This window comes from Paenibacillus sp. AGC31 (assembly GCF_057334655.1).
The window spans coordinates 104,494-131,261 of the sequence record NZ_JBHFJH010000049.1; the positions used below are offsets into that span (position 1 = coordinate 104,494).

At 46.7% G+C, this 26,768-nt stretch carries 18 protein-coding genes; 4 read left to right on the forward strand and 14 right to left on the reverse strand.

The genetic code is table 11. From position 1 onward, the window contains the following. Window positions 1-169 precede the first annotated feature (169 nt). The 3 genes from ACE04G_RS29010 to ACE04G_RS29020 form a co-directional block, all read right to left on the reverse strand. Window positions 170-976, reverse strand: a complete 807-nt coding sequence (locus ACE04G_RS29010) for a polysaccharide deacetylase family protein (RefSeq protein ID WP_449003880.1) — start codon at window positions 974-976, stop codon at window positions 170-172. A gap of 66 nt (window positions 977-1,042) precedes the next feature. After that, window positions 1,043-1,981 (reverse strand): aldo/keto reductase, encoded by a 939-nt coding sequence (locus tag ACE04G_RS29015; protein ID WP_221823434.1) that lies wholly within the window; start codon window positions 1,979-1,981, stop codon window positions 1,043-1,045. A 109-nt stretch (window positions 1,982-2,090) separates the two neighbouring features. Continuing rightward, complete coding sequence (locus ACE04G_RS29020) at window positions 2,091-4,115, reverse strand: Na+/H+ antiporter (RefSeq protein ID WP_221823432.1); 2,025 nt, start codon at window positions 4,113-4,115, stop codon at window positions 2,091-2,093. A 214-nt stretch (window positions 4,116-4,329) separates the two neighbouring features. Between ACE04G_RS29020 and ACE04G_RS29025 the strand changes: the two genes are divergently transcribed. Next, complete coding sequence (locus ACE04G_RS29025; RefSeq protein ID WP_221823430.1) at window positions 4,330-4,629, forward strand: hypothetical protein; 300 nt, start codon at window positions 4,330-4,332, stop codon at window positions 4,627-4,629. Between the two features lie 96 nt (window positions 4,630-4,725). On the opposite strand, the gene ACE04G_RS29030 is transcribed toward ACE04G_RS29025, so the two are convergent. Then, window positions 4,726-5,208 carry a MarR family winged helix-turn-helix transcriptional regulator gene (locus ACE04G_RS29030; protein ID WP_221823428.1) on the reverse strand — a complete coding sequence of 161 codons (483 nt, stop codon included), beginning with the start codon at window positions 5,206-5,208 and terminating at the stop codon, window positions 4,726-4,728. 268 nt (window positions 5,209-5,476) lie between these two features. Between ACE04G_RS29030 and ACE04G_RS29035 the strand changes: the two genes are divergently transcribed. Beyond that, complete coding sequence (locus ACE04G_RS29035) at window positions 5,477-6,592, forward strand: FAD-dependent monooxygenase (RefSeq protein WP_449003881.1); 1,116 nt, start codon at window positions 5,477-5,479, stop codon at window positions 6,590-6,592. 117 nt (window positions 6,593-6,709) lie between these two features. Here ACE04G_RS29035 and ACE04G_RS29040 read toward each other — a convergent pair whose 3' ends face one another. The 9 genes from ACE04G_RS29040 to ACE04G_RS29080 form a co-directional block, all read right to left on the reverse strand. Beyond that, on the reverse strand, window positions 6,710-6,937 hold the full coding sequence (locus tag ACE04G_RS29040) for a hypothetical protein (protein WP_449003882.1): 228 nt from the start codon (window positions 6,935-6,937) through the stop codon (window positions 6,710-6,712). A 216-nt stretch (window positions 6,938-7,153) separates the two neighbouring features. After that, on the reverse strand, window positions 7,154-9,730 hold the full coding sequence (locus ACE04G_RS29045) for a beta-mannosidase (protein WP_449003883.1): 2,577 nt from the start codon (window positions 9,728-9,730) through the stop codon (window positions 7,154-7,156). A 90-nt stretch (window positions 9,731-9,820) separates the two neighbouring features. Beyond that, on the reverse strand, window positions 9,821-11,407 hold the full coding sequence (locus tag ACE04G_RS29050) for a helix-turn-helix domain-containing protein (RefSeq protein WP_449003884.1): 1,587 nt from the start codon (window positions 11,405-11,407) through the stop codon (window positions 9,821-9,823). After that, entirely contained in the window at window positions 11,404-13,185 is a 1,782-nt protein-coding gene (locus ACE04G_RS29055) for a cache domain-containing sensor histidine kinase (protein WP_449003885.1), read from the reverse strand. Before ACE04G_RS29055 ends, ACE04G_RS29050 begins: the two co-directional genes overlap by 4 nt. A gap of 30 nt (window positions 13,186-13,215) precedes the next feature. Next, on the reverse strand, window positions 13,216-14,070 hold the full coding sequence (locus ACE04G_RS29060) for a carbohydrate ABC transporter permease (RefSeq protein ID WP_449003953.1): 855 nt from the start codon (window positions 14,068-14,070) through the stop codon (window positions 13,216-13,218). Window positions 14,071-14,106: 36 nt separating this feature from the next. Further along, window positions 14,107-14,988, reverse strand: a complete 882-nt coding sequence (locus ACE04G_RS29065; protein ID WP_449003886.1) for a carbohydrate ABC transporter permease — start codon at window positions 14,986-14,988, stop codon at window positions 14,107-14,109. A 105-nt stretch (window positions 14,989-15,093) separates the two neighbouring features. After that, entirely contained in the window at window positions 15,094-16,407 is a 1,314-nt protein-coding gene (locus tag ACE04G_RS29070; RefSeq protein WP_449003887.1) for an extracellular solute-binding protein, read from the reverse strand. 256 nt (window positions 16,408-16,663) lie between these two features. Continuing rightward, window positions 16,664-18,757 (reverse strand): acyltransferase family protein, encoded by a 2,094-nt coding sequence (locus tag ACE04G_RS29075; protein ID WP_449003888.1) that lies wholly within the window; start codon window positions 18,755-18,757, stop codon window positions 16,664-16,666. A 574-nt stretch (window positions 18,758-19,331) separates the two neighbouring features. Beyond that, window positions 19,332-19,892, reverse strand: a complete 561-nt coding sequence (locus tag ACE04G_RS29080; protein WP_449003889.1) for a flavin reductase family protein — start codon at window positions 19,890-19,892, stop codon at window positions 19,332-19,334. 232 nt (window positions 19,893-20,124) lie between these two features. Here ACE04G_RS29080 and catA point away from each other — a divergent pair, with 232 nt between their 5' ends. After that, the gene (gene catA, locus ACE04G_RS29085) at window positions 20,125-20,772 is read left to right on the forward strand and encodes a type A chloramphenicol O-acetyltransferase (protein WP_076208998.1); all 648 of its coding nucleotides are present in this window, start codon (window positions 20,125-20,127) and stop codon (window positions 20,770-20,772) included. 82 nt (window positions 20,773-20,854) lie between these two features. Here catA and ACE04G_RS29090 read toward each other — a convergent pair whose 3' ends face one another. Then, the gene (locus ACE04G_RS29090) at window positions 20,855-24,622 is read right to left on the reverse strand and encodes an LAGLIDADG family homing endonuclease (RefSeq protein WP_449003890.1); all 3,768 of its coding nucleotides are present in this window, start codon (window positions 24,620-24,622) and stop codon (window positions 20,855-20,857) included. A 382-nt stretch (window positions 24,623-25,004) separates the two neighbouring features. Between ACE04G_RS29090 and ACE04G_RS29095 the strand changes: the two genes are divergently transcribed. After that, the gene (locus tag ACE04G_RS29095; RefSeq protein ID WP_339307805.1) at window positions 25,005-26,768 is read left to right on the forward strand and encodes a DEAD/DEAH box helicase; all 1,764 of its coding nucleotides are present in this window, start codon (window positions 25,005-25,007) and stop codon (window positions 26,766-26,768) included.

Here is a 26,768-nt window from a genome sequence, read left to right on the forward strand (position 1 = left end):
TCATACCATGTATACTATATAACCCTTAAACACAAAGCTCCATCTATTGTAGACGTTTTGGTTTCAAAACAAAAGGGACACGGCAATAACCTCCTAAGGCTGATTCCATGGTTGATATGAAGACCAAGATAAAGAAACCGCAGGTCTCTTCATCTGAGACCTACGGTTTCTATTTGGATTGGCCATGTTCGGGCTGCACATGCTTCAGAATAGACGAAGGCGAAGTTCCCTCCTTCGCAGCTTCGCGTGCCTTCACAGCAAGCAGCTCAGACACCGTCACGAATTGATATCCCTGCTGCTGTAACTTCGGCAAGATTGTTTTGAGTGCAGCTACCGTATGGGACTTGCCCTCCACCTTATCGTGGAAAAGTACAATATCCCCATTGCGCGCGTTATTCAGTACTTTTTTAACGATAGCCGATACACCTGGAGAAGCCCAGTCCCGTGTATCCTGATGCCAGGACCAGAGTACAATGGTATACCCTTTTTGTTTGGCAGCCTGGATGACCATGTCATTGTAATAGCCGCCCGGTGGCCTGAACAACAGGGGACGCTCCGCGCCTGCTTGAATGATGGAACTTTCTGCTTCGTTCATATCCTTCATGTACTTGTCCGCACTAGTTGATCGAACTGCATACGTGTGCGCATACGTATGATTGGCGATTTCATGCCCTTCGAGCTGTTCCTGCTTAATCAGTTTAGGAAATTTATCTGCCCATTTGCCAAGTACAAAAAAAGTTCCTTTAGCATGATACTGCTGTAACAAAGCCAGGATCTGCGGAGTCTGAATCGGATCTGGCCCATCATCAAAGGTAAGGGCGATGAGTTTATCCTGTGTGGGAACTTCCCACACAATCTCTCCTCGTTCCTCATAATACTGACGGTTCTTCTGTACAGGCTTTGCATAGGCAGAACTGCTACCCAGCAAAATAATTAGCGTGAACATTCCGATGACTCGGGCTGCCTTCAGGTTCATGTGGTGTCCTCACTTTGTCTTCATACGTAAACTCCCTGTTAGCATTTCCCGATTCACCCGAACTCATTAACGAAAGATCTGATCCACGACTGCAATTTCCTCAGCAGTTAATTCCACATTTAATGTTTGCAGATTGTTAATGACCTGCTCAGGTCGCTTGGCACCCGGAATCAATGCATCAATAGAAGGCTGAGTCAGGTACCAGGCCAGAACCAGATGGGCGACCTCAACATCCTTGGATTGTGCTATGCTGCGCAGTTGCTCAACTTTATCGAGATTGTCAATGAAAGCTTCACCTGTGAACAGCGGGTTCTTTGCCCGTCCATCCTGAAAAGTTGTATTGCGATTATATTTCCCGCCCAGCAGTCCCGCTGCCAGAGGGAAGTAAGGAACAAAAGAAATGTTATGCTCAGCCGTATACGGCAACAGCTCTTTCTCCGCATCTCTTTTGAACAGATTATATTCAGATTGCAGTACGTCTACATGCCCGTCCTTGTTGGCTTCACGCAACTGATCGATGGAGAAGTTGGATACACCAATGGCACGAATTTTGCCAGCGTCTTTCAATTGTTTTAACGTATCTACCGCTTCATCCTTAGGTGTAAGTTCATCCGGAAAGTGGATGTAGAACAGATCAATGTAATCGGTTTGCAGACGTTTCAACGCCTCATCCACGGATGTTTTCAGAAAAGCAGGTGAGTTATCTATGACAATTTTGCCATCCACTAATTTATGAGCTGCCTTGGTTGCAATGATGGTATTCTGCCGCTGACCGGTTTCCTTCAGTACTTCACCAATCAGTCGTTCGGAATGCTCCGGTCCATAGATGTACGCCGTATCCACAAAGTTAATACCTTGTTTCAAAGCTGTACGAACCACTTCCTTACCTGTCTCATCATTCAGCATGTCCGGATATATATTATGTCCGCCTACTGCATTCGCACCCAATCCAATGGGATTCACGATCAGATCCGTCTTGCCCAACCGAATTTGTTGTTCTGCCATGTCTCATCTCTCCTTCACTGATCGAATAAGTACAATTTAGTTGTAACGTCTTTCTTGTCCCATATTATATCAAACCATTTAGCATATTTAAAATATCGGATTTATCGGATTAGGTATTTTTCAGCGCAGTTGCTTCCACGTCGTTAATAAACCGGCGCAGTTTCGCAGCCACATCACGGGTGATTTCGCCGTTTTCATACAGTTGTTGCACTGTATTGCGCTGTTCCTGAATCGCCACCATCTGCAACTCCAATTTCTCCTGATTAAACGGATCTTCCGTTTTACCCTGGTTCCAGGTGCGCAATTTGGCAATTACACGCTCATACTTGGCAATGACCGACAGTGCGACGACTCGATTCCCATCATTCATATGAGCACGAATGGCCTTAATTGCCGCTTCGGAGGTCCGCAGCTTCACCTGACGGAACAGTTCTGCATTTTCAAGCATGAATGGTTGATTCGGCTTCTGGGACCGTTTGGTGAACAGATGTCCTAACACACGCCCGATCTCGCTGATCGACGTCATGAACTGAGTGTTTGCGCGATTCGCCAGCATCATTTCCTTGCGATCCAGCCAGCTATCACATTTGAAGGCCGCATCAGAAGCAATTGCATTTTCGTCCAGCATTACTTCAACTTCTTTACGCTCCGCCCGGGTGGCGATCAGGTTAATAGCCGTTTCTTGTTTCTGAATATCTTTGCGTTTACCGGCGGTGAGCTGACCTGCGGCCTGCCTGATGTATTTGGACAGATCTGAGACGACCGCGAGAGCCGCAGCTTTGTTCTCATCGTTCATTTCGGATTTGACAGCTCGTATTGCCGCATTCAGCATAATGTCATGTGCTTTTCGTTCTGACTTCTGCGGGGTTTCTTCTGTGGATTTCCCATCGTCCTTGGCCAGAACTGGAAGAAACACACTCGCCGCAATCAGAGAGAAGAGGATAACCCCTGCCGCCAGGAAAATAATCAGATCCCGTTCAGGGAAAGGTGATCCATCCTGAAGCACATAAGGAATGGAGAACGCACCCGCCAATGTTACAGCCCCCCGCACCCCAGAGAGGGAAATGATCGTAATATCCTTGAATCTGGGCCTGCCAATAGAGGATTTGGTACGAAGCAATTCATTCCCTTGCCAGAACAGATAGATCCAGAGGAAGCGCAGAACCAGCAGTAACACCGAGATCAAGCACACATATCCCAACACCTGCAGATTATTAAACGAAACATTTTCAAAAATGGTACTCAGCACATCCGGTACCTGTACACCCAAAATAACAAACACAAGGCCATTTAGTATAAATAAAATGACTGACCATGTGCTCGCAGATACCACCTGCATTTTCAACTGAACCGATTCAGCGCGGTCACGCTCAATGGCGTGGATAATACCGCCTGCCACTACCGCAAGAATACCTGATACTCCAATTTCTTCACTCACCAGATAGATGATAAATGGCGTCAGGATTTGCAGCAACATGTGAATGGTCACATCTTCCATGCCCAGTCTACGGATCCATACCCCGAGCCTGATTAACAGAAAAGATAACAATGCCCCGACAAGAAGTCCGCCAATCGCAATCAGAATAAAACTGAAGGTTGCCTGCGCCAGGGAAAACACACCTGTAACCGTGGCTGCAATCGCGAATTTGAAGGCCACGAGGCCGGATGCATCATTCATTAATGCTTCACCTTCAAGAAGCCTATGTATGCCTTTGGGCAAATGTACCCGCCCTGCCATGGCGCCAACGGCAACAGCGTCTGTCGGCGACAGTATGGCTGCAAGAGCAAAAGCAGCAGGTAACGGAATCGAAGGAATCAGCCAGTGAATGGCATATCCCGCCACGACCACCGTCACGAATACAAGCCCCAGCGCAAGCAGAAGTATAGGTGCACGCAAATTCCATAATTCATTCCTTGGTGTTCGCTTACCGTCGTTGTATAACAAAGGTGCGATGAACAGCACAAAGAACAATTCCGGATTCAACGGCAGATGAACACCTGCAGGAAGCAAAGCTATAGCTACACCAAGCACGATTTGAATGAGCGGAACGGGAATAAAGGGTACAAACCGGTTTAAAATATTGGATAAACCGATCAGGACCAGTAAGACAAGTACGGCAATAAATATTTCCATGATGACAATCCCTTTCCGCTATAGAAGTGGTGAAACCTTTGTTGTATAGGTTTATTTTAACATAATCCAGACTTTGTTATAAAAATGTTGTCATATTCATATACCCATTCAACTGGCCTCAGACCAGTCTGAATGAAAGATTTCTGATGGATTCTGTATATAAGATGTTACAATATGCTCAGGACAATACCCGTTTGGAAAGGAACTTGCATCTATGGCATTTGGAATTAAACGACAGGAGCTCGCTGCGTGGAAGGAACAAGTGGCTCGTGGTGAGATTGCGTACCTCACTCATTTCTGGATTGACAACCGATTCCCCGGTATCACCAGTGTCACCAAAGTTGGCTGTGCAGATCTGGAACGTCTCGAGCGTTGGTGCAATGATCATGGGCTGAACCCACGATACATTCATCGGCGGCAGCCATTCCCCCACTTTGACCTGATGGGCAGCAAACAAAAAGAAGTTTTGATCCAGGAAGGCTTTACGGATCATGTGGTTCGCTTTCATTTGTAACCAACTCAAAAACGCCAGTCTTCAAGGTTCATCCCCCCGCAATTAGGGACGAACTCATGAGGACTGACGTATTCAAGGAATCAAGTCATATATGGACTATCGGTGGATCTGCTCAAACGACTTCATGTTCTCCAGCAGTTTCAGTTCAATTTTCTTCAGCATGCCAAACATCTGCTGTTGCTCCTCTTCGGAAAGTGCTTGCAACAATTCCCACGTCATTCGGCCGCGATTCGCATTAAGTGTCTTGGCAAGCTGCACGCCTTCATCCGTTAAGGACAGCCACACAATTCTCCGATCTTCTTCACTGCGCACCCGCTGGATCAACCCTTCCGTCTCCAGTTGATTCAGTACAATGGTGGTTGCGCCGGAAGACAAACTGAGTTGTCTGGCCACATCAACCGCCATGCAGCGTTTTTCACGTAAAATCATGCCCAATATATGACTTTTTGTCGGATTCAGTTTACAGTTGGTTTCGTTCTTCTGCTGCTGATCCAATACTTTATTTTTATATCTGAAGAAGGCCTCCAACAATTGATCCACATTTGCCAATTGAGAGTTTCGCTCCGTATCCGGGCTCATAAACGTTCCTCCGCCTTTCATCATAACCTACCTTATATTGTAACATATTTACACTATGATGTTTGTGAAAAATGCGCTTGTATCCGACACCCTATCGTTGACTGCAAGACTCTTGTTTTATTTTGGTTTTCACCTATTGCATTATGGCAACGGGATTGTTTATAATAACCTATATCTAAAGTTACTTTTAGTTACTTAATGATTTTAATAAATCTGTTGTTATAAAGTAAATAAAGCATCACCATTATACTGCAAGGGACTTATGCACATGAATCAGAATACACAATCTCAACTCAAAACAGATGTTTGCATCGTCGGCGCTGGACCTGGCGGTGCTTTGCTTTCTTATTTACTGAATCAAAAAGGAATTTCCACGATGCTCATTGAGCGGCAGCCCCATCTGCACAAGTCGTTTCGCGGGGAGTTGCTCAATGTGGACGGCGAAGCCATTTTAAATAAACACGACCTCTATTCCCTCATTCAGCAACGCGGAGCGCTGCTCTTGGAGCAGATTCAGTATTGGGAAAATGGGCAGATTATTCATACGGTATCACCGGGCTATGGAGAATCTCATGTTGGTATTCATGTACCCCAAGATCATCTCCTGGAAGCCATCGTGTCGCATGCTCAGCAGCACAGTTCATATGAACAAGTACTGTTCAATACGATTATGACCGGTTTGTTACGAGACAAGAACGGCCAGGTCGTGGGTATTAACATTCGGAAGAACGGCGTTCCTGCCTCCATTGAGGCATCTGTTATTGTGGGTGCTGATGGCAGATACTCTGCTGTACGTAAACATTCCGGTATGACCCCGGAGATTCGCAAGCACGGGTATGATCTGCTCTGGGCGCGCATTCCGGCACCCGTAGGCTGGGAACCCGCTGTTCGAATGGCCAGCATGGATGGTCAACAGCTCGCCCTGTTCTCACAGTTCGGCGGTTATGTTCAGATTGGATGGAACATTCCCGAGGGGGCTTACTCCAAGCTGCGAGAGCAGCCGATTGCTCCTTTTGTAGATAAACTTGTATCTGCTTTTCCTTGCCTGTCTGATTCAGTAGCAGCCAACATCCAGAGCTGGAGTGATTTTGTTCTGTTATCTGTTGAAAGCAGCTATTGCAAGTCGTGGGCACAGGACAATGTTGTACTCATCGGTGATGCCGCTCATACCATGACACCAACCGGTGCGTTTGGACTTAATGCTGCGCTCGAAGATGCGGATGTGCTCTCCGAATTACTTGTCCAAATGGCTGCAGATCAATTCCGTTCCACTGCACAACTTCAGGAACTTCAGACGATTCGCGGTGCAAAGGTACAGCAGCAACTTGCTCGGCAAGTGGAGATGGAATCCTCTTTCCAACAGCGTTATGAATCCTTTCTCTAAACCCAGTTAATACGGATTAAATGCCTATATGCCCAAACAGCCGATCACTCCCTCATAGAGAAGAATCGGCTGTTTGGCTTGTTGGTTTATCTTTTTTATGTAATTCCGTATCCTTCTTCATTTTCGTTTGCGTGGAGCAAACGTGTCTTCTCTGGGTGTTTCTTGTACAGTATCGACGTCCTTCGGATAGGATGAGATGTTATCTTTTTCATATACTGCTTTCTCCAGATTGCTTAAGCGGCGCAATACTTGTTTGCTTTTACGAACGATATATACAATACCAATAATCAGCAGGATCAACATCAGAATGAATATGACCATCTCGGGATAAAAGACAAATGACATGAATCCACCTCCTTTTGAAAACGATTTCTTTCTATCATTCTACCCTTAACGATCCAAGATGTGAACCCGATGGGAAGTACCACTTGTGGACTAAGGACAAAACTACCTTGACACGACGACATGATCTCACCTGCTGCAAAAGTAAAAAAGGTGGCATCCCTGTTCAGGATCACCACCTTGAACCTCGAATAAGATTCGAAGTCTATTCTTATTATTTTATCCTTCTCTGCCGTTCATGGCACTAACTCGAAGTTCCTTCAGAGGCAGAGACGACTGCTCTGGATGACGAAGCCTTACTGTTCGACTCTCACCAGGGAGCAGATCGAAATAATTGTCACTGAATCGGACACGCCCAAGGGGAAGCTCCAGCTTCACCAATCGTGCAATCGCTCCACTGGCCGTAACCGTGACAGACTGCTCCTCTTCGTTCACATGTACGCTCAATTGCGACTCTGGCAACGTCACATCCTTGGGATCACGCAAGAAGTATCGATTGCTCGGTGCCGCAAACCCTTCAGATACCAACTCAACCATTACTTCCTCCGCACGTCTGCCCTGTAACACCTCTACTTCAGTTAATTCAGCAATACACCGTGAGGATTGGGATGTTACCTCAACAGCATGTGAGCTGGAGTAGATCTTCTCTCCATTCAATGTATAGACATTGAGTCGAAGCTCCCCCTTCAAGACGTCACATGTATCGTTCACAACCCACAACGCAAGCGGCTCCCCCGGCTCATGCTCCAGTGACAACAGGACAGGATGAAAAAATATTTTCCCATAATAAAAAGATGCCTTCGGCAGCAGTTCATAATCAATCATGGACCAGCTTGTCCCTGGCCAACTGTCATTCAATTGCCACACAAGCGCACCGCTGTTACGGTGATTAATACGTCGGAAATGTTCAATTCCATAGCGCAATCCTTCTGCTTGAGTCAGCATGGAATAGTTCATGTATTCCTCTATATTTTGCGGAATCCCTGTATAACCCTCCATTAGCAAAATGCCTTTCTGGTGATTGGTATCCTTGTTACGATAGGCCATCTCCGGACTACCCCAGTAAAACTGCCCTGCAGGCATATTTTTCTCCAGCGTGTAACGATTGGCCGAGGCATGCATGCCAAATTCACTGCTGAACAACGCATGATCGTTTTTGTAATTTTTGAACGTTACACCTTCAATACTGTAGTCCAGCAACGGCGGCTCTCCATGCTTCCTTGGATAGACCGAACCATGCCATACCTGCCAGTTGTGACGATCCCCCACATCCGGGTCATTCGCATCCTGACCGTTGCTGTCCCCGAACGGCGAAGAAGGCCAGTACGGACGAGACAAATCCAAGCGCTCCAGCACTTCAGGGATTAGCTCATGATATATCTGTTCGCCGTAGAACGGACTGGTAATATCTCCACTCGCCGACTTCATATCATAGAGCCAGTCAATCTCGTTATTCCCACACCAGATGGCAAGCGAGGCACGGTTACGCAGGCGCAAGACATTGTTTTCTACCTCTTGCCGCACATTATCCACGAAATCACGATTGAAATCCGGGAACAATGCGTTCGCGAATGCAAAATCCTGCCACACCAGCACCCCTTGCCGATCACACTCATCGTAGAAGACATCCTTCTCATATATACCACCAGCCCAGACACGCAGCATGTTCATATGCCCTTCCACCGACAGCTCGACAAGCTCACGATACCGGGAGTTTGGGATGGCTCCAATCAGATGATCAGCCGGAATCCAGTTGGCACCCTTGGCGTATACTTTGACTCCGTTCAGAATAAAAGTAAATGCATCTTCACCCTGTTCATTGTGAAGAGCCAGCTCAATCGTTCGTAACCCATAAGGCTCGTTATAACGATCCACCTCAACGCCATCGGCGTATAATGTAACCTCCAGTGTGTACAGATAAGGGTCACCCAGATCATGAGTCCACCATAACTGAGGTGACGTAACGTTTAATGTGGTGTCTGCCTTCCCACCTTCTAGAGGTAGTTCAGTGGCACATGCCACTTCGTGTCCGCTGCGATCCAACAGACGAATATTACAGGTCGCAACCACAGCCTGCTCACGTTTCTGTCTGCTACGGTAAGACAAGACCGACTTCACATCCGCCGTGACATGTAATACAGCCAGCTCTGTACTGACTGATTCCGTTCGGGCATACACACTTTCCAGCTTGGCGATTGTTCGTTTTTCCAGCCGTACAGCACCCCAGATCCCCACCGTAACCATGCGTGGCCCCCAGTCCCAGCCAAAGTTCATCGCTGCTTTGCGCAACCATGGCCGTTCCTTCGTATACGAGGACCAATCGAAGGTTTCTTTGTCCCGGTGATGCAGGTGAAGCGGATCAAACTTGACAGCAATCGCATTCCAGCCGCTCCGTACCAGTGACGTTACATTAAACGTATGTGACATAAGCATATTGGCCGTTTTCCCGACCTCATGGCCGTTGACATATATCGTTGCAAACGTATCCAATCCTTCGAACACCAATTCAAAGTGCTCCTCGATCTCTGTATCTCTCACCAGATTGAAGGTTGTGCGGTACCACCATTCCTTTTGCTCAATCCAGCGACTTTTGGCATCATTATGTCCATAATAGGGCGGATCAATGATACTACGCTCAACCAATGCAGCATGTACATCGCCAGGCACTTCAGCCCCGATCCAGAAACGGTCATCCAGTGCAGCAGCTGCCACATCCATTGCCCGCTTCTCTCCAACTTCAAAATGCTGTATCTTCCATTGTCCCGATAAATCCTGACTTGAACTATAGGTCTTCATCAGTATGCCCTCACTCTCCAATAACCCTGAGTAATACCATATCGAAAACGTTTGCAGAAAGGCAAGACATGTTTCCTAATCTGCTCATTTCTAACTTCCCGAAGGCTTGAACGACAACGCCTCTTCGCGATATTCACTCGGGGTTTTGCCGGTATGTTTTTTGAACAGTCTGCTAAAATATTTCACGTCCTCGTAGCCGCTGATGGCAGCTACTTCACTGACCTTCGCTGGAGACACCGCGAGCATATCCATCGCTCTTCGTATACGCATATCGGTGACAAAATCTCCGAAGGTCACACCCATTTCTTTTTTAAACAGCTCACTGAGATGACCCGGATGCAAATGAACATGTCCAGCTACCTGCTGCAGATTAATATCCTGCACCAATGAAGATTCAATATAACCGATAGCCTTCTGCACATGGGCAGCCTGTCCCTGACCCATTCGGCTATGATAGACATGCATCAGACCATACAGATGATGGAACAGCATATCCCCGAGCTCCGCAGCTTCGGCATCCGGTTCCGGCAACCAGGGCTCGAGCCTTGCGGGTTCTTCACGCCCTGTGGCTCGCATTGTGCGAGTCAGCCAGCGATGACCTGCAATAACGGCGGAGTGCAGACAAGCACTGAGAGATTCTGGTGTGACCTCTGGTTCTGTAATCAAATTAGCCACAAGTTCTCGCGTCCATGTCGTTAACGTGACTGAATCATTATCCAGCAATAATGTACCAAGTGTGGTCTCCTCTTCGTGCGTAAGTACGGTTTTGCCACCTTGACGATCCTGAATGTGCTCATAATGCCATACTTTATAATCCATCAAACCCCGATATCGGAATGCAGCTGAGGCAGTACTGTAGCTTTCGTGCAGATCTGCATATCCACGCACAGGCAGACCCACCGCTACGCGCAGGGTGCACTTCAGTAATTGCTCCACCCGACGTAATGCACTCTCCAGCCTGAACGTAGTTTCATGTTCCACAAGCGGCCATGAAACTACACAAATAATTTGCTGTTTCTCTACATGAGCAATGGCACCAGGTAACATATCCTCCAGGGTATTCTGCACCGCAAATCGTAATAGCGCATCCGAGGATCGATCCCAACCCTCTGCTCGAAGAATAATGACTTGTCTGAGAAGCTGTTCATCATCAAGGCCACCAACCCCTGCCTCTTTTCCAGCATCAGATCGCAAGAATGAGGGAAAATGGCCCGAAGCGGTGTCACCATCAATGATCCATCCAGCAAATAACCGCTCCCGATTCTCCCGCATAAGCTGGCCCTCTCTGGACTTCTCTGCCCAACGTTCCGTGATGCGCTGTTTGGCCTGTAATACGGTTTTGATGATCTCTTCCGGCTTGCTTGTTTTGAGCAGATAATCTGTAACGCCTTGGCGAATCGCCTGTTGCGCATAAGAAAAGTCATCGTATCCGGACAAAATAATGACCTCCAGCTCAGGTAGCAATCGCAGGCCCTCTTCTGCCAGTTCCAGCCCTGATCTACCTGTCATCCGAATATCCGTCATCAGGATATGCGGACGTTCCTCAGCCATGCGTGTTAACGCCTCCTCTGCCGAAGCAGCAGGTTGAAGAAGTTCAATTCCGAGTTCATGCCAAGCGATAACGCTGGCAAGCCCTGTACGGATAATCACTTCATCATCAACAATTAATAGTCTCATGGCGAACCCTCCAAGATTGGAATGGAAAACGAAATCCGAGTACCTCCCCCAACCCTGCTGTCTACTTCAAGCTGTGCATCCGCTCCATAATGGAGCAGCAACCTCTCATTCACATTGCAGAGCCCATAACCGCCTTGGTTTAGCTGTTTTTCCGGCTGTTTTCCCTTCCATTCCCTAATGCTTATCCTTAATTGCTCCAGTCTGTCCGACTCCATGCCGACACCATCATCCAGCACGAGCACATTCATCCGTTCATTATCCGGGTCCTTGCGAACCATTATGGTGATGGTGCCCACGCCTGCCTTGGGCTGAATGCCATGAATCATGGCGTTCTCAGCAAGCGGTTGCAGCAATAGCTTCAGCATCATTCGCTTCTCAAGCGCTGGATCTACGATATAATGCAAAACAAATTGATCAGGGAAACGAATCGACTGCACACGCACATAATGGCGAATATGAGCAATCTCCTGTTCCACAAGGCAATAATCCTGACCATTGTTTAAACTGATGCGTAGAAAGTCACTCAAGCCCTCAACCATATCCGCGATCCGCTTCTCTTCAGACATCAAGGCAATCCAATGAATTGAAGAGAGCGTGTTATACAGAAAGTGCGGGTTAATCTGCGCCTGAAGCACCCGAAGATCCGCTTCTTTTTTGCGAGCCTCACCTCGAATAACCTCTTCCTTCAATAACTGAATATGTGCACCGAGCAGATTGTAACTCTCCCCAAGCCTGCCAATCTCGTCATCACTTTCAGATCGAAACAAAGGAAGCGGGCGTTCCGGATCAATTCGGGACAGATGCCGGGTAAGCACACGAAGCGGCCTCGTCACACGCCGCACCGTAAACCAGACCAAGCCAGCACTGATCACAGCAGACATGGCAACGGCACACCCGGTTAGAATAAGGATATACCGATTCTCCGACTTGTACTGGTCATAAGGGACTGTTCCAACCAACGTCCACCCCGTCAATTCTTCCGGATAATAGAGCAATGTCCGTTTATCGTCACCACTGCCATGTGTGGTTGTTCCGCTACCGCCATCCTGAATTAACGTTGTGACTCCTGGTTCGGCCTGCTCCAGCTTAAGTCCAAGCCGGGATTTGTCCATCGAAGACAGAATCTCTCCAGAACTGCCGATGAGCTCCAGTCTGCCTTGCCCTCTGCCTAATCCCAGAGCTGCCCAACCCTTGGATATGGCCTTCTCATCCAGACTAATGGCTAACCAGCCGATGGGTCGATAATCATGGATACTACGAATCGGCCGAACCAATGTGATCACATTTTGAATACCCGCGTAATTCTGCACGGGGTATACCCCTGTCCATTGTTTGACTGCTTCACCGCTGGGAACAGAGGGATACGAAAGATTGGATTCATTGGATTCATACCAGGTAGCGGTTGACAATGTAGCATCAAAACGTCCCGGATATATGGCGATGTTGGCGATATATTTCTTGGAAGCCGCCAGATTGGTCATCCTGCCCAGGATATCCACCCGGTCCAGCTCATGATCTTCATTGTGGCTAAGATACTGCTGGATGTCCCGTTCTCCAATCAGGAAAATGGAGAGATTCTCGGCATCCTGCAACATATAACGAAGATTTGCTTCTACCTGTTTCAGCGTATCCATGCCGGACAGCTTTGTTTTTTGCTCTGTGATGCGGGAAGAGATCAGAAAGGCGAACAGGCCCAAGGCCAGCAAAGGCACAATCATTGAAGCCGTCACAACGACGGATAGCTTCCTTTGTAATGAAGATGTGAGCCAGCGTGCCAAACGTTTCTCCTCCTCTGGATGCGCTTTCGTTTACCCTTTGACAGCTCCTGCGGTCATGCCTTTCATAACCTGTTCCTGGAATATAAGATACAAGATAATGGTTGGAATGACTGACAGGGTCATGGCGGCAAGCGTTAATCCGTAATCCGTCTGATATCCATCCGCAAAGTTCGCAATCGCCAGCGGTAACGTTTTCAACCCGGTTTTGTTGATGAACACAAGCGCAAATGAAAAGTCATTCCACGCATGCAGGAAACTCAGGATCGTCACCGTGGACAACGCAGGGACGGACATCGGCAGCATGATTCGGGTAAACAGCCCCCACAGGCCTGTTCCATCAATAAAAGCCGCCTCTTCAATGTCACGTGGAACACTTGTTAAATAGGCAGTAAGCACGAAAATAGCCGTAGGTAATGCAAAGGCCGTATACGGTAAGATTAATGCCCAGTACGTATTCAGCAATGACATCTGTTTCATCAGAATAAATAAAGGAACAAGTGTACTATGGATCGGTATGAGCATGCCTACAACAAAGAAAGTCATGATCAACCCTTTCCAGCGAAACTGGAAGCGGGCCAGGATGAATGAAGCCAGCGCTGCAATAAACAACGTCAGAATTAATGATCCAACTGATACAATGAGTGAATTGCTAAAAGCGGTCCCCAGCTTGGAGCTTTCCCATGCATTGCTAAAATTGGCTACGTTCCAGTTTTCCGGCAGTCCGAAAGGCCTGCTATAGAAATCTTCATTTGTTTTGAATGCACTAATCACGAGCCAGTAGAACGGATACAATGTTAAAATACCATAGACCGTTAGCAGCGTCCAAACAATTCCGCTACGTAAGCGACGAATCGGATGGCCCGTGCTGCTTCGTGGTGATGGCATGGATACAGGTGTCACGCGCATGATAGCCCCTCCTCTCTATTGATTCTCTTTTCGTTTGCGACTGGTTAGCCACTGGCTTGTTCCGATCAGCAGCAGGGAGATCAGTACGATGGTTGTGGAGATCGCACTACCAAAACCATATCGATATGTTGTAAAGGTTGAATTGTACATATACGTTGCAAGCAGTTCCGTCGCATGTGCCGGACCACCCTTGGTCATGATGTAGACCAGATCGAATGATTTCAGACTACCCGAAATACATAGAATCATCGCTACCTGAACCGTACCCCAGATTATGGGCAAAGAGACCGATACCAGCTTCCGGATTCCTGAAGCACCGTCTATTTTGGCAGCATCATGAATCTCGCCGGGAATATTTTGCAGTGCCGAGATAAAGATAATCAGATACAACCCAACAAAGCTCCAGAGCAGCGGTGGTACCAATGAGAAAATGGCAATCTTGTCATCGGACAGCCATTGCAGCTTCCAACTTTCCAGCCCCATGGCGTCCAGCAGAAAATTCAATATCCCGATCTGCGGATGATAGATATACTGCCAGATCATACCGATAACGACAGTGGATAACACCATCGGCAGAAATACGGCTGAGCGCAGAAACCGCTGTAATGGATTGCTTTTGTGTAAGATGACCGCCAACATCAGTGCTAACGGAATTTGTCCAAATACCGATGCCAACACAAAAATAACGTTATTTTTCAGTGCCCGCCAAAATACAGGATCATGCCAGATCTCTACGTAATTATCCATACCAATATATTTGGATGCGCCAATGCCGGACCAGTTGAAGAAACCGTAGTATGCCGACCATACGACCGGTACAAATACAAACAATGCATAAATGATGACTGCCGGGGCCAGCCCCAGCATAATAAAACGCCGACTTCGCAGTGCGTTCATCTGTTCACTTCCTCTCCTTGAATGAATGCCTTTCTCAACTTGCAACTGACTATCTCGTCCAGACTCAAAACCCCTCCCCTGCCGGGAAGGGGTTCTAACGAATGATTACTGACTAACTGCATTGGCTTGAGCCGCCTGAATTTTGGCTGCGATGTCTTCCGCCTTGCCGCCCATTAGCAGCTCTTGCAATGCATTATTAATAACCTCAACCGTTGCCGATCCCAGCTTGGAATCGTATACTGGCGTGATTTTCACTTCCTGCATCAGATCATATAATTCAACGAACAATGGATGTGCTTTGGTTTTGTCCAAATCAATCTTGTAACTCACCAATGTGCTGCTATCCAATGTGGCCTTCTGACCATCAGGTCCTGCCAGCGCATAGAACAGCTCCATCGCTGCCTCTTTTTGTGCACCGCTCAGCTTTTTACTTACACCCAACCCGGTTCCTACTACACCGGATGTTGTTCTTGGTTCACCCTGACCTCCGTCCACTGGAGGAAGAATCGTAATATGGGTGTTGTTCAACACCTCTTCAGGTGCATTGTTCACCAGATTAGCCAAGGCCCATCCGCCGTTCATGACCATCGCTGCCTTACCTTGGAAATAAAGCTGCATCATCTGTGTCTCATCGATACTGTTGAATCCATCCTGGAATGCCTTGGTGTTGCCAAGCTCCTGCATCTTGTTCAAGGCTTCAATAAATTGTGGATCGGTAAAACTTGCACCATCTTGTGCTGCCGCTTTCAGGAACCAGTCCGTACCGGTAATCCGATCAGCCAGTGTACTGAATATCGTTGATTGAGCTACCCAGTTGGCCTTGTTGCCAAGTGCCATGGGAATGACTTTATTTTGATTAAAAGTAGCAATCGCTTGTTCCAGTTCCGCCCATGTCTCAGGCACTTTTACGTTGTACTGCTTGAAAAGAGCTTCATTGTAATAGATGAAGGAACTCGGCGCCAGATTCATCGGCACGGAGTAGATATTCCCGTCTACGGTGTATCCGTCCAATGCATTCGGGATAAAGTTGTCTTTCCACTCCGGCTTTGCATCCAGCTCTGCATTAATGGGCTGTAACAGATCCCCTTTGACAAATTCCTTAGTCATGGCATCCGGCCACATCACGAACAGATCTGGCATCTCGTTAGCAGCTGCCACCGTGCGAAGCCGGGTTTTGAGACCATCTGTTGGCAGGCCTTCATCCACAACTTCAATATCTGGATGCGCCGTGCGAAAATCTTCAATTATTTTGCGCATCGCAACCGCCTTTGCATCCTGTCCGGTCCAGTTGTGCCAGAGTGTGACGGTTACTTTGTCATTGCCGCTGCCTCCTTCTGAAGTGTCCCCGCCAGCACAGCCAGCCAGAATAATGGAGAACAATGTTATTGCCAGGAAACCCGAAAGCCATTTTTTCAACATCTCTATAATCCCCCTCGGCGATTTGAATACACTTATTGTAAATGGTAACGCTATCATACCGTAAGGTGACGATCCACGGATGCAGGGGTGAAAAATATCGGTTCCCCTGTTTGGAACTTACTTTGCTGACTTATTGTTCATAACATATAAAAAGAGCCCTCACAATGAGAGCTCTTTCTTGTTGCAGCCGTCGGTAGCTTCACCCAGGCTATATATAATGAATAAGTGCTAAATCGTATTAAATATGGATTGCGTATTATTGGATACTGTTCTTCACCAGTTCTGCAAAAGCTTCGGACCCTTGCGTAGTGAGATGTACGCCATCTTTTTCAAAATATTCGTCATGTCCCTCACTTGCACTGTTCCAGTCAATCAACGAGACATTGCTGTATTTGGATGCAGCCTCATTTAACGCCCTGTTCACCGTTCGTTCCCACGGACGAGGTACGCGCACAGTAACCAGATATACCCGATCCTCATCCTTCAGATAATCAAGCACAGCATTCAAGTTTTTGGAGTTAAAGGAACCATTCGTCCCGAGCTCCAGCACCACTTTGCTGCCCATTTGGTTGTTTTGCTTCAGACCTTCCAATACATCGCCTGCCTGCCACATCTGACGACCGACATGTCCGTCCACATACACTCCCGATATACTTTGTTCCAGATACGGTTTTGCATCCAAAATCACTGAATCTCCAATGACGGTATAATGAACCTTACCATCCTGGGCAGGAGGAGCCGTTTCTTCATTGTCCTGAGATGAATCAGGTGTATCATCCGTATTATCCGTATTATCGGATTGATTCGCTCCGTCGTCATCCGATGTATCATTCTCGTTCGTCACGGAGTCATCAGCCGGCTTATCTTCAGACTGACCGTCCTTGCCAGCATTGACTGAATTGTCTTGGTCGTCAGGTTTTGAGTCTGGAGCAGACTCTCCTGTTGGCTTCTCATTTTTCCCCGGATCATCTTTCGTTCCTGCTTCCGGTTTATGGGTATGAGCATCGTTCTTTTCGCCAGAGCCTGACGTTGCTGTAATAGCTGGTAACACATCCTGTCCCTGTTCCTCCGCTACGGAATTCTCTCCATTCAATGTGTTGGACATCGATACCGAATGGGAGTCGGAGTTCGCTGCATGTGAGACCATCATCTGAGATACCGTATAGGACAACAGCAGAATCGTCATCAACAGACCTGCCCGCTTCCACCATACGTTACGTATACCTATTGATGACCGCCCTCTTCCCCATAATCGGGACCAAGAATCACGGAATCCATTGTACCGAATCGGATTTTCAATATATTTAAGGGACAATGAGGCCAGTACAACCGTTGCAGCAACCTGTAAAATGATGCGTACAGGGTGTGTTCCTCCCGTATCCACCGCGGGATTGGTTAACATAATGACAGGATAATGCCACAGATATAAGCCGTAGGATCGCTCTCCGATCCAGCGTAATGGCTTCGCGCCAATGATACGTGCCAGGAAAGACGATGGGTGAGCCAACACCGCTACCAGCAACGTTGTTGCAATAGCCTGAAGCACCATGCCCCCTTGATACAGAAACGGATCATATTCACTGCTGTTCAGCATCATGTAGATTAACAAAACAAGCGCAGCAAGTCCCGACACATCGAGCACAAGCCGGTTCATGCCAGACAGAGAGCTCGATAGCTTGCGACTAGGCCACACCACGGCAAGAGCAGCACCAGCAAGCAGTGCAAATGCCCGCGTGTCTGTTCCATAATATACACGGCTCGGGTCCAAATCCGGATTATACATGATGGCCATTGCGCCAGCAGATAATTCAGCTGCGACGACAATGAAAACGACCAGCCATCCCTTTCTTTTGAACACTACGATTGCTGCGATCAGTAGAAGAGGCCATATAAGATAAAATTGCTCTTCCACAGCCAGCGACCAGAAATGTCCAAACGGTGATGGAGGGCCAAAACTTTCGAAATAGGAAACGTTGTGAAAGATATACCACCAATTGCTTATGTATAATACACCCGAAACGATATCACCACGAAGCGCAGCAAGCCGGGATGGGTCTGTACAGGCCAACCAGATCATCACCACAGCTGTCATGGTCAGCATGCCTGGAAGCAAACGCCTTACCCGTCTTACCCAGAAATCACCGAGTGAAATGCGTCCATGTTCCTGCCACTGTGACACGAGAATATCTGTAATTAAATATCCCGAGAGAACAAAGAATATACCTACACCGAGCAGTCCGCCCGGAATAAAATCCAAATTCAGATGATACGCGATTACCGCAAGTACAGCGATGGCTCGCAAGCCGTCAAGTCCGTTCATATGTCTCTTACGATTTAACGATTGTGACATGCATGCCCCTCCTTGTTACTGTGAGTCAACAACATCGGTGTTGGGGGCATAAAGGAACTCCTGATCGTTCTGGTTGTCATTAACATACGTATTGCACCTTCCATCTTTCATTTACAACATAAGAAAAGCTTCTGTTTGAAGCACGATCCGATGATGCGACATTCTGTGTGAATTCTATAATCTTAAAGAAGACGAGTTGCCTGTCCATTAAGTTTAATTATTAAAATATTCTTTATATTCATTCGTGAGTTCACGTTTAGCATTATACGCCCGAAATAAGCCTCATACTTTACAGGAATAGTTACAAACGATTAAACCGATGTAACCTTTCCTGCCAGCTCATATAGCTGTAAAATCATACTCTAATTTTGTCGTTAAATATAGTACTTTTCATCGAGTGGCTAAAATTACCTGTCCCGCTTGCGCAAACCAGCATACCCACGCACACATCGATTGAAACAATTGAATTCATAACAAAAGGCTGCCGACTTGCTCAGCAGCCAATATCCATTATAAACCTATGTCAGACCGGATTGAAAGTTTTGCTCATAATTGCTTCTTCTTGCCTAGGACCCTAGAGGTGGAACGGGTGAATCTTTTCTTCTGTCCTCGCATCCATGATCCGGTATGCTGAACGCCCTGTGTACATTGGGATTTGCAACTTCTCCAGATCAACCATTCCATTCTCCAGAAAGTACTTCTGATCCTGATATCGCTGCAACACTTCCCCTGCAATCCATTCATGGTCACCATATGTCGTAATCTCCATAACCTTGCATTCATAAGCAAAATAAGCGTCTGTCAAAATCGGTACACTTACCCTGATCCCTTCCTCATACGGAATGCCGAATCTTGTGAATTTATCCGTATCTCTTCCGCTGAACGTTCCTGCAGCTTGAATCCACTCCGATCGATGACCTGGCAGGAAATGAACACCGAATACGCCACTCTTCTCAATGAGTTCATAGGAGAATGTTTCCTTACGAAGGGAGATGCCATATACACCTGGTGATGATCCGATGTATGTATGCCATCCGGACGCCATCACATTCTGAACTCCCTCATGACGTGAAGTCACCACCGCTACCATTCCAGGATAAGAATAAAATATGGGTTCTTCTATCGGCTGACGCATCTAATCCCCTCTCTTCTTCGTTATAAAGACAACTTTAATTATAAAGTAAAGAAGCAGGTTGAAAAAGCGCTTTGCAGAGGATTTCGCTATAAGCAACACATTCACTATCATGTTATACTGAGATGGTCAATTTCTAAAAATACGATACTGGGAATGTGATAGGATATGGTCAAATCAGTCAAATATACCTCCTAAATGAAGACATTATTCAAAATTTAGGAGGTTATAACTTATGTTTAATTCAATCGTGTTAGATCAGTGGGATCGAAAGCCATACTTTGACCACTACTTGAATCAGGTCAGATGTACCTACAGCATAACTGCTAATCTGGATATCACGCTATTGATCACCGAACTCAAGCTTAAAGGATTGAAGTTCTATCCCGCTCTTATTCATATGATCTCTACAGTCGTCAATGCACACAGGGAATTTCGAACCTGTTTTGATGCCGAGGGGAAATTGGGCTACTGGGACGAAATGTCTCCGAGTTATACGATTTTTCATGAGGACAACAAAAGTTTCTCAACAATCTGGACAGCATTCCATGAAGATTTCGAGACGTTCCACAATCGACATCTGGAAGATATGAAGAATTACAAAGATCACAAACAATTTGTTGCCAAACCCAATGAACAGCCAAATACATTTCCCGTTTCCAGCATTCCATGGGTGAACTTTACGGGATTTAATCTGAATATTTACAATGAGGGAACCTACTTGTTGCCTATCTTCACGATGGGAAAATATGTTCAACAAAACGATAACGTCTATCTTCCCTTATCCGTTCAGTTACATCACGCCGTGTGTGACGGCTACCATGCTGGCGTTTTATTTAATGAATTGCAATCACTTGCAGATCGATGCCAGGATTGGTGTTAGTTAGCTAAATGACAAAAAGGCATTCCTGACTTCATGAAGAAGTCAGGAGTGCCTTTTCTTTTTTACTTTTTCCAAATGCTATTTAATTGCACTTACTGTACCCGCAGTTGCTGCAAGTTTTGCAACCTTCCACATTCATCAGGGATGCCGAGCCGCATGAAGGACATAAATCTCTCGATTCGATAAAGGTTTTCTGATCCTCCACTTGTGGATATGCGCTCTCCACTTGGTTCTGTTCTTTCAATGCATCAGTTTCGTTCTCCTGCACATTGCTCTGTACATGACTTTCCAATGCTTTGGCGACGGCATCAGCAATTGATTCCACCCGGTTGGCTCCGAAGCCAATCGCGCCCGAACCACCGATTCCCTTGAGATGTTTGATCAACAGTTCAACCTTGTGCCCATGATCTCCGTATCGAAGGAACAGAGAGCATACTCGACCGAGTGCCTCAGCCATGGCAAACACGTCCGATCCCGCTTTGCCCACGTTCAGGAAGATCTCACCCGGCGTTCCCTCCAGATCATTGATCGTAATGTAAGCCATACCGAATGGCGTATTGATTTTGTATGTCGCACCGCGCAGTACTTGAGGACGGCTTCTGTATTGTTTATCCAGCACTGTAGAAGAGGAAGGGGTTTGCTCGGAAGAATGCGTGCTAACACCATCCTGGCTATTGGAAGTTCCATCACTTGCCTGTACTTCAGCATTATTCGGGTTTTCTATTACAGATACGACTGTCTTCTCTTCAGCTTCCGCCGTGTTCTGATCTTCAGCCTGGGTCGCTTCCTTCTTCGACGTGGACAACACCTGCACATCCCTGCTGCCATCGCGGTATATCGTTACTCCCTTGCAGCCAAGGTCGAAGGCCAGTTCGTACAGCTCAGCCGTATCCTCCACTGTAAAATCAGCCGGACAGTTTGCCGTCTTCGAGATCGAACTATCCACCCATTGCTGAATGGCAGCCTGCACCCGGATGTGATTTTCAGCCGACAGATCCATCGCCGTTACATAATAATCTGGTAAGGCTTCACCCGGATGTTCATCCAGCCAATCTTGTGCAATCGGTACGAACTGTTCATCATAACCTAGACGACTTTGACGGAAATACTTGAAGGCGAAATACGGCTCAATACCTGTTGATGTGCCCACCATCGTACCTGTACTTCCCGTTGGCGCTTGTGTGATCAGTGTGACATTTCGAATGCCCTGTTTACGAATGGCCTCTCCCACTTCAGGGTACGTCGTCACCATATTTTTCATGAATCCACTCTTTAAATACGGTTCAGCTTCGAAAGCTGGGAAAGCTCCCTTCTCTGCTGCAATCTCTGCCGATGCCAGATAGGCCTCCTTCGCCATGAATCCATACAGTTTATCCAGAAAAACAAGAGATTCAGGACTGCCGTATCGAATACGCAGCTTAATCATCAGCTCTGCCAGTCCCATCGTGCCAAGCCCAACCCGGCGTTCACGCTGCTGATTCAGTCTATTTTCCTCAAAATGATATGGTGTTGCATCGATGACATTGTCCAAAAATCTAGCCGAGATACGAGTGGTTTCCGCCAGTTCATCCCATGCCACATCATGATTTGTTTCATCGTAGAATTTGGACAGATTGATCGCAGACAGATTACATACACCCCAGCCAGGCAGGCCTTGTTCCCCGCAGTTATGAGCAACAATTCCACCAGCGATCAGGGAGTGAGTCACAGGCTCAGTTATGTCATATACAGTTACTTGCTCTCCCTTTCCTATTTTTTTAACTTTCGACATAAACTTTTCTGATTTTCTAGAAGGTCTGGAAATTCGTTCTAAAGCATCCTGTTTTCTTGTTACATATTTAAAACCAACCTTCTCTTTAAACAAAAGTAAGTTGTTCCCTGACACGACCAATTCGTAGAAACCATTACTGGAATATGTCCTGTGATCTCCATCTTTTGTTGTGTATTTAAACATGGCTTGTGATGACTTAGGGCGTGCGTAAATAGAGCTGTTGATTCCATAGTTCAGCAAAAGTAGCTGAACGCCCTGCAATAGTTTTTTGGAAGATGAAGTCAATCTTGCGGTACGATGCATCTCATCTCTTTCGTATACAGTACCATCCGCACTAAATAAAGCCTGTAAAAAAGCCGTAATGGTTTTTTTAGATGAAGTAAATATCATTTCTGGAACTTCCTTCTCAGGTCCCTTAACTGCCTTCACACCTAATCTTACAATTTCTTCAATCAGCTTTTTGCGCCACCAATACACTTGTTTTGTTCCATTCGTTCTTTGATATACTTTTGCTCTTACGCCTGATATTTTTTCTCCAGCATCAATCAACCGTGGAATAACTTCCTCATCCTCTGCACCAAAAACCATACCAACCTCACCACGCTTAGAGACCCAGCCATCTCCGGTTAACCATCCCAGGAAAAGTCCCCATTCCTCTCCTAGCTGATCTTCCTTGGCAAAAGCTCCTTCGGCCGATTGGATATAGATATAGTCTTCGGAGGTCAAGTCTTTAGCTTGTTTCCAACCTGAATTAGTATATAACTGATGGTCAGATGTCACGCTAATTTCCAATCCATTTTGAAGGTGAATTGTTAACGTCTCTTTTATTCCGGTTGGATAAACGCTTGCTGTTCTCAAATGTAATCCCGGAATTTCATATGCTCTGCCACCTACAATCTTTGCCTGCTCAACAAGACGATGATCTGTTCCAACTAGAAATGATTTGCCTGCAGTCCGGTTATATAGTTCTTCTATTGTTATAAGTCCGTATTCAGTTGTAATTCTGGTCTTTGGATGAAAACAAGGATTAGTACAGATGATCGGATTGAAGTACCAGCTGTTGGACATCTGGTTATAGTACTCCATGAATACCACACCAGGCTCTGCCGATTTCCAGGCTGATTCTATAATGGTATGCCAGATTTCGCGAGCCTTCAGTGTACGATAGTGTACCACCGAATGACCTGCGTCTTTCCATTGCTGCATATCCCCGTTCCACTCGGTGTCGTAGTCCGGATCGTTTGTATCGGGGAAAACCAAGTCCCAATCACCGTCCTGCTTGACAGCCTCCATAAATGTGTTGCTCACACATACAGACAGATTGGCATTGGTCACCTGCCCCATCGTTTGTTTCACGGTAATAAAATCAAGCACATCCGGATGCCAGTCATTCATCATGAGCATAAGCGCACCTCGGCGGCTTCCGCCCTGTTCAATCAGTCCAGTCGTATAACTGAACAATCCGCCCCACGATACGGAACCGCTGGATGATCCGTTGACACCTTTCACCACCGCTCGGCGAGGACGCAAAGAGGACAAATTAATGCCAACGCCTCCCCCACGTGCCATAATCTCCGTCATCTCAGTCAAAGTCTTCATGATGCCACCCCGACTGTCTTGCGGAGACGGAATGACATAACAATTGAAGAGTGTCAGCTCATCGCTTGCCCCCGCGCCCGCAGCAATGCGGCCTCCGGGTACTAACTTCCAATCTTCCAACACGGAGCGGAACTTGGACTCCCACGTTGCCCGCTGATCCGCTGTGGATTCGACAGAAGCCATCGCTTTGGCAAGACGGTCCCACATCTCTTCCGGTGTTTTTTCTATGTTGAGTGTCAATTTCTCCACGTTTGTCTCGATGATCTCTCCGCTTCGAGTCCTTACCTGTACAAGCTGACCCTGACGTTCTATGATTTCGCCCACTTCCTTGGTTGGGAACTTCGGATCATCCTTCGTTAATACCAATACCACATCTCCGACCTTGGCATGATTCGAATCGGCGTCCTTCCAGGCGTATCGGTCCAGAAATATTTTTTCGCTGAGTCCTTCTAATGGGTACGATCGTTGGTTCGATTTCATCGCTACGTTCAACCTCCCGAAATAAATCTCCATTTTCACTATAAGAGTAAATTATGATAAAACACCACATATAGTGATATAAAACCAGTATATTACACCATATATTGATTTTCCATAAGACTTTTATCACAGACTTTATTTTATAGACTCCCCTGCTCGGACAAACTTCTTCACACACCCTCATACGCATGAATACGATATCTGTGAATTTTTTGGCACACAAAAAATCTGGGGATAACAGCGATTGGAAGGTTGTTCTGTCATCGTAGTGTTCGTGCAAATAAACTGTAGTTCAACTTATATAGTTATGAACTGACTCTCATTCGTCCATACTATTACCTACGAATAAAACGTCATCACGTATGGCAGGGGAGGAAACACCATGAACCGGAAAAACCCGCACCACACGAATCAACCTGTAGCCGAGCTGCCCGTTCCGCTGGAATTTGATCGAAGCTGGATTAATCAATTGGAATCACGACTGGATAAAGGAGGTCCTTGGGGGGATTATCGACTCTTCCAACTGGGCATTCAAGCCGAAGAAACCAATCTGATTCCCAATTTTGACGAGATCCAGTGTTTGAAGCATCTACAAGGCCTTACTCCACTTCCTCATCAGATGGACACTGCACGCAGAGTATTATTTGAAATGTCAGGCCGGGCCATTCTCGCCGATGAGGTGGGTCTTGGCAAAACCATTGAAGCCGGTCTCATTCTGAAAGAATATATGGTTCGAGGTCTCGTATCCAAGGTACTCATTCTCGTGCCAGCGTCTCTTGTGCTGCAATGGGTACGGGAGTTGAATTCGAAATTTGGCATCCCTGCTATTGCCCAGAAAAAGGCCTATTCCTGGCAGAATGAAGTGGTTGTTGCTTCCATGGATACAGCCAAACGTGACCCGCACAAAGATATGCTGCTGAATACCGATTACGACATGATCATTATTGACGAGGCTCATAAGCTCAAAAACAAAAAAACAACCAACTATCAATTCATGCTGAAATTGCGCAAAAAGTATTGCCTGCTGCTCACAGCTACACCTGTGCAGAACGATATGAGTGAATTGTTCAATCTGATCAACCTGCTGAAGCCCGGTCAACTGGGTCGTCAGGGTGACTTTGCGGCCAACTTTGTTGTAGACAAGCGGGTTCCGAAAAATCAGGAACAGCTTAAGAACGAGTTATCCAAAGTCATGATTCGTAACCGCCGCGGCGAAGGCCCCGTTCAATTTACCAAACGGAACGTCTCCAACGTGAATCTGCAATTATCGCCCGAAGAACAAGCGCTTTATGATGGTGTGACTTCCTTTGTCAAAGACCAGTACCAGGAAGCTGGCGGCAATCTGAGCAGCATGCTCTCCCTTGTTACATTGCAGCGTGAAGTGTGCAGCAGTCGGGATGCTGTATTTGTGACGCTGGTTAATCTGTCGAAGAAACTTCCGCTGGACTCTCCCCTTCGGGACAAGATTTGGGAACTCGTTGCCCATATTAAAGCGATCAAGGAAAATACCAAAGCCGAGAAAACAATGGAACTGATTCGGAACATGAATGAAAAAGTAATCATCTTCACCGAATACCGGGCCACGCAGGAGTATCTGCTAAACTATTTCCGCAACAATGGGCTTACGGCTGTACCCTATCGGGGTGGTATGAATCGTGGCAAAAAAGACTGGATGATGGATCTCTTCCGCGGGCGTGTGCAGGCCATGATTGCAACCGAAGCGGGTGGTGAAGGCATCAATTTGCAATTTTGCCATCATATGATCAACTTTGATCTGCCTTGGAACCCTATGCGGGTAGAGCAGCGGATCGGCCGGGTACACCGGCTTGGGCAGCAAAATGACGTGAACATCTTCAATCTATCTACGACCGGAACCATTGAGGAACATATTCTGAGTCTGCTGCATGAGAAGATCAATATGTTTGAAATGGTGATCGGCGGGCTGGATGTCATTCTCGAACGGCTGGAGAAAAAGGAGTCTATTGAGAAAAGTTTGTACAAAATCATATTGGAATCACAAACTGATGAAGATATTCGCAGTAAAATGGACTCACTTGGACAATCGCTGAACTCCATTCAACGTGAGGTTGCCGATGAAGGCCCTGACGTATCCGGGTTGTTAGATCTTCGCAAAGGAGGTAGCTAA

Coding starts and splice junctions, on each gene's coding strand:
- ACE04G_RS29090 (WP_449003890.1), bottom strand. CDS start 24,622: ATGAAATCGAACCAACGATCGTACCCATTAGAAGGACTCAGCGAAAAA.
- ACE04G_RS29070 (WP_449003887.1), bottom strand. CDS start 16,407: ATGTTGAAAAAATGGCTTTCGGGTTTCCTGGCAATAACATTGTTCTCC.
- ACE04G_RS29050 (WP_449003884.1), bottom strand. CDS start 11,407: ATGAGACTATTAATTGTTGATGATGAAGTGATTATCCGTACAGGGCTT.
- ACE04G_RS29035 (WP_449003881.1), top strand. CDS start 5,477: ATGAATCAGAATACACAATCTCAACTCAAAACAGATGTTTGCATCGTC.
- ACE04G_RS29095 (WP_339307805.1), top strand. CDS start 25,005: ATGAACCGGAAAAACCCGCACCACACGAATCAACCTGTAGCCGAGCTG.
- ACE04G_RS29045 (WP_449003883.1), bottom strand. CDS start 9,730: ATGAAGACCTATAGTTCAAGTCAGGATTTATCGGGACAATGGAAGATA.
- ACE04G_RS29030 (WP_221823428.1), bottom strand. CDS start 5,208: ATGAGCCCGGATACGGAGCGAAACTCTCAATTGGCAAATGTGGATCAA.
- ACE04G_RS29080 (WP_449003889.1), bottom strand. CDS start 19,892: ATGCGTCAGCCGATAGAAGAACCCATATTTTATTCTTATCCTGGAATG.
- ACE04G_RS29025 (WP_221823430.1), top strand. CDS start 4,330: ATGGCATTTGGAATTAAACGACAGGAGCTCGCTGCGTGGAAGGAACAA.
- ACE04G_RS29065 (WP_449003886.1), bottom strand. CDS start 14,988: ATGAACGCACTGCGAAGTCGGCGTTTTATTATGCTGGGGCTGGCCCCG.
- ACE04G_RS29020 (WP_221823432.1), bottom strand. CDS start 4,115: ATGGAAATATTTATTGCCGTACTTGTCTTACTGGTCCTGATCGGTTTA.
- ACE04G_RS29040 (WP_449003882.1), bottom strand. CDS start 6,937: ATGTCATTTGTCTTTTATCCCGAGATGGTCATATTCATTCTGATGTTG.
- ACE04G_RS29010 (WP_449003880.1), bottom strand. CDS start 976: ATGAACCTGAAGGCAGCCCGAGTCATCGGAATGTTCACGCTAATTATT.
- ACE04G_RS29015 (WP_221823434.1), bottom strand. CDS start 1,981: ATGGCAGAACAACAAATTCGGTTGGGCAAGACGGATCTGATCGTGAAT.
- catA (WP_076208998.1), top strand. CDS start 20,125: ATGTTTAATTCAATCGTGTTAGATCAGTGGGATCGAAAGCCATACTTT.
- ACE04G_RS29075 (WP_449003888.1), bottom strand. CDS start 18,757: ATGTCACAATCGTTAAATCGTAAGAGACATATGAACGGACTTGACGGC.
- ACE04G_RS29060 (WP_449003953.1), bottom strand. CDS start 14,070: ATGCCATCACCACGAAGCAGCACGGGCCATCCGATTCGTCGCTTACGT.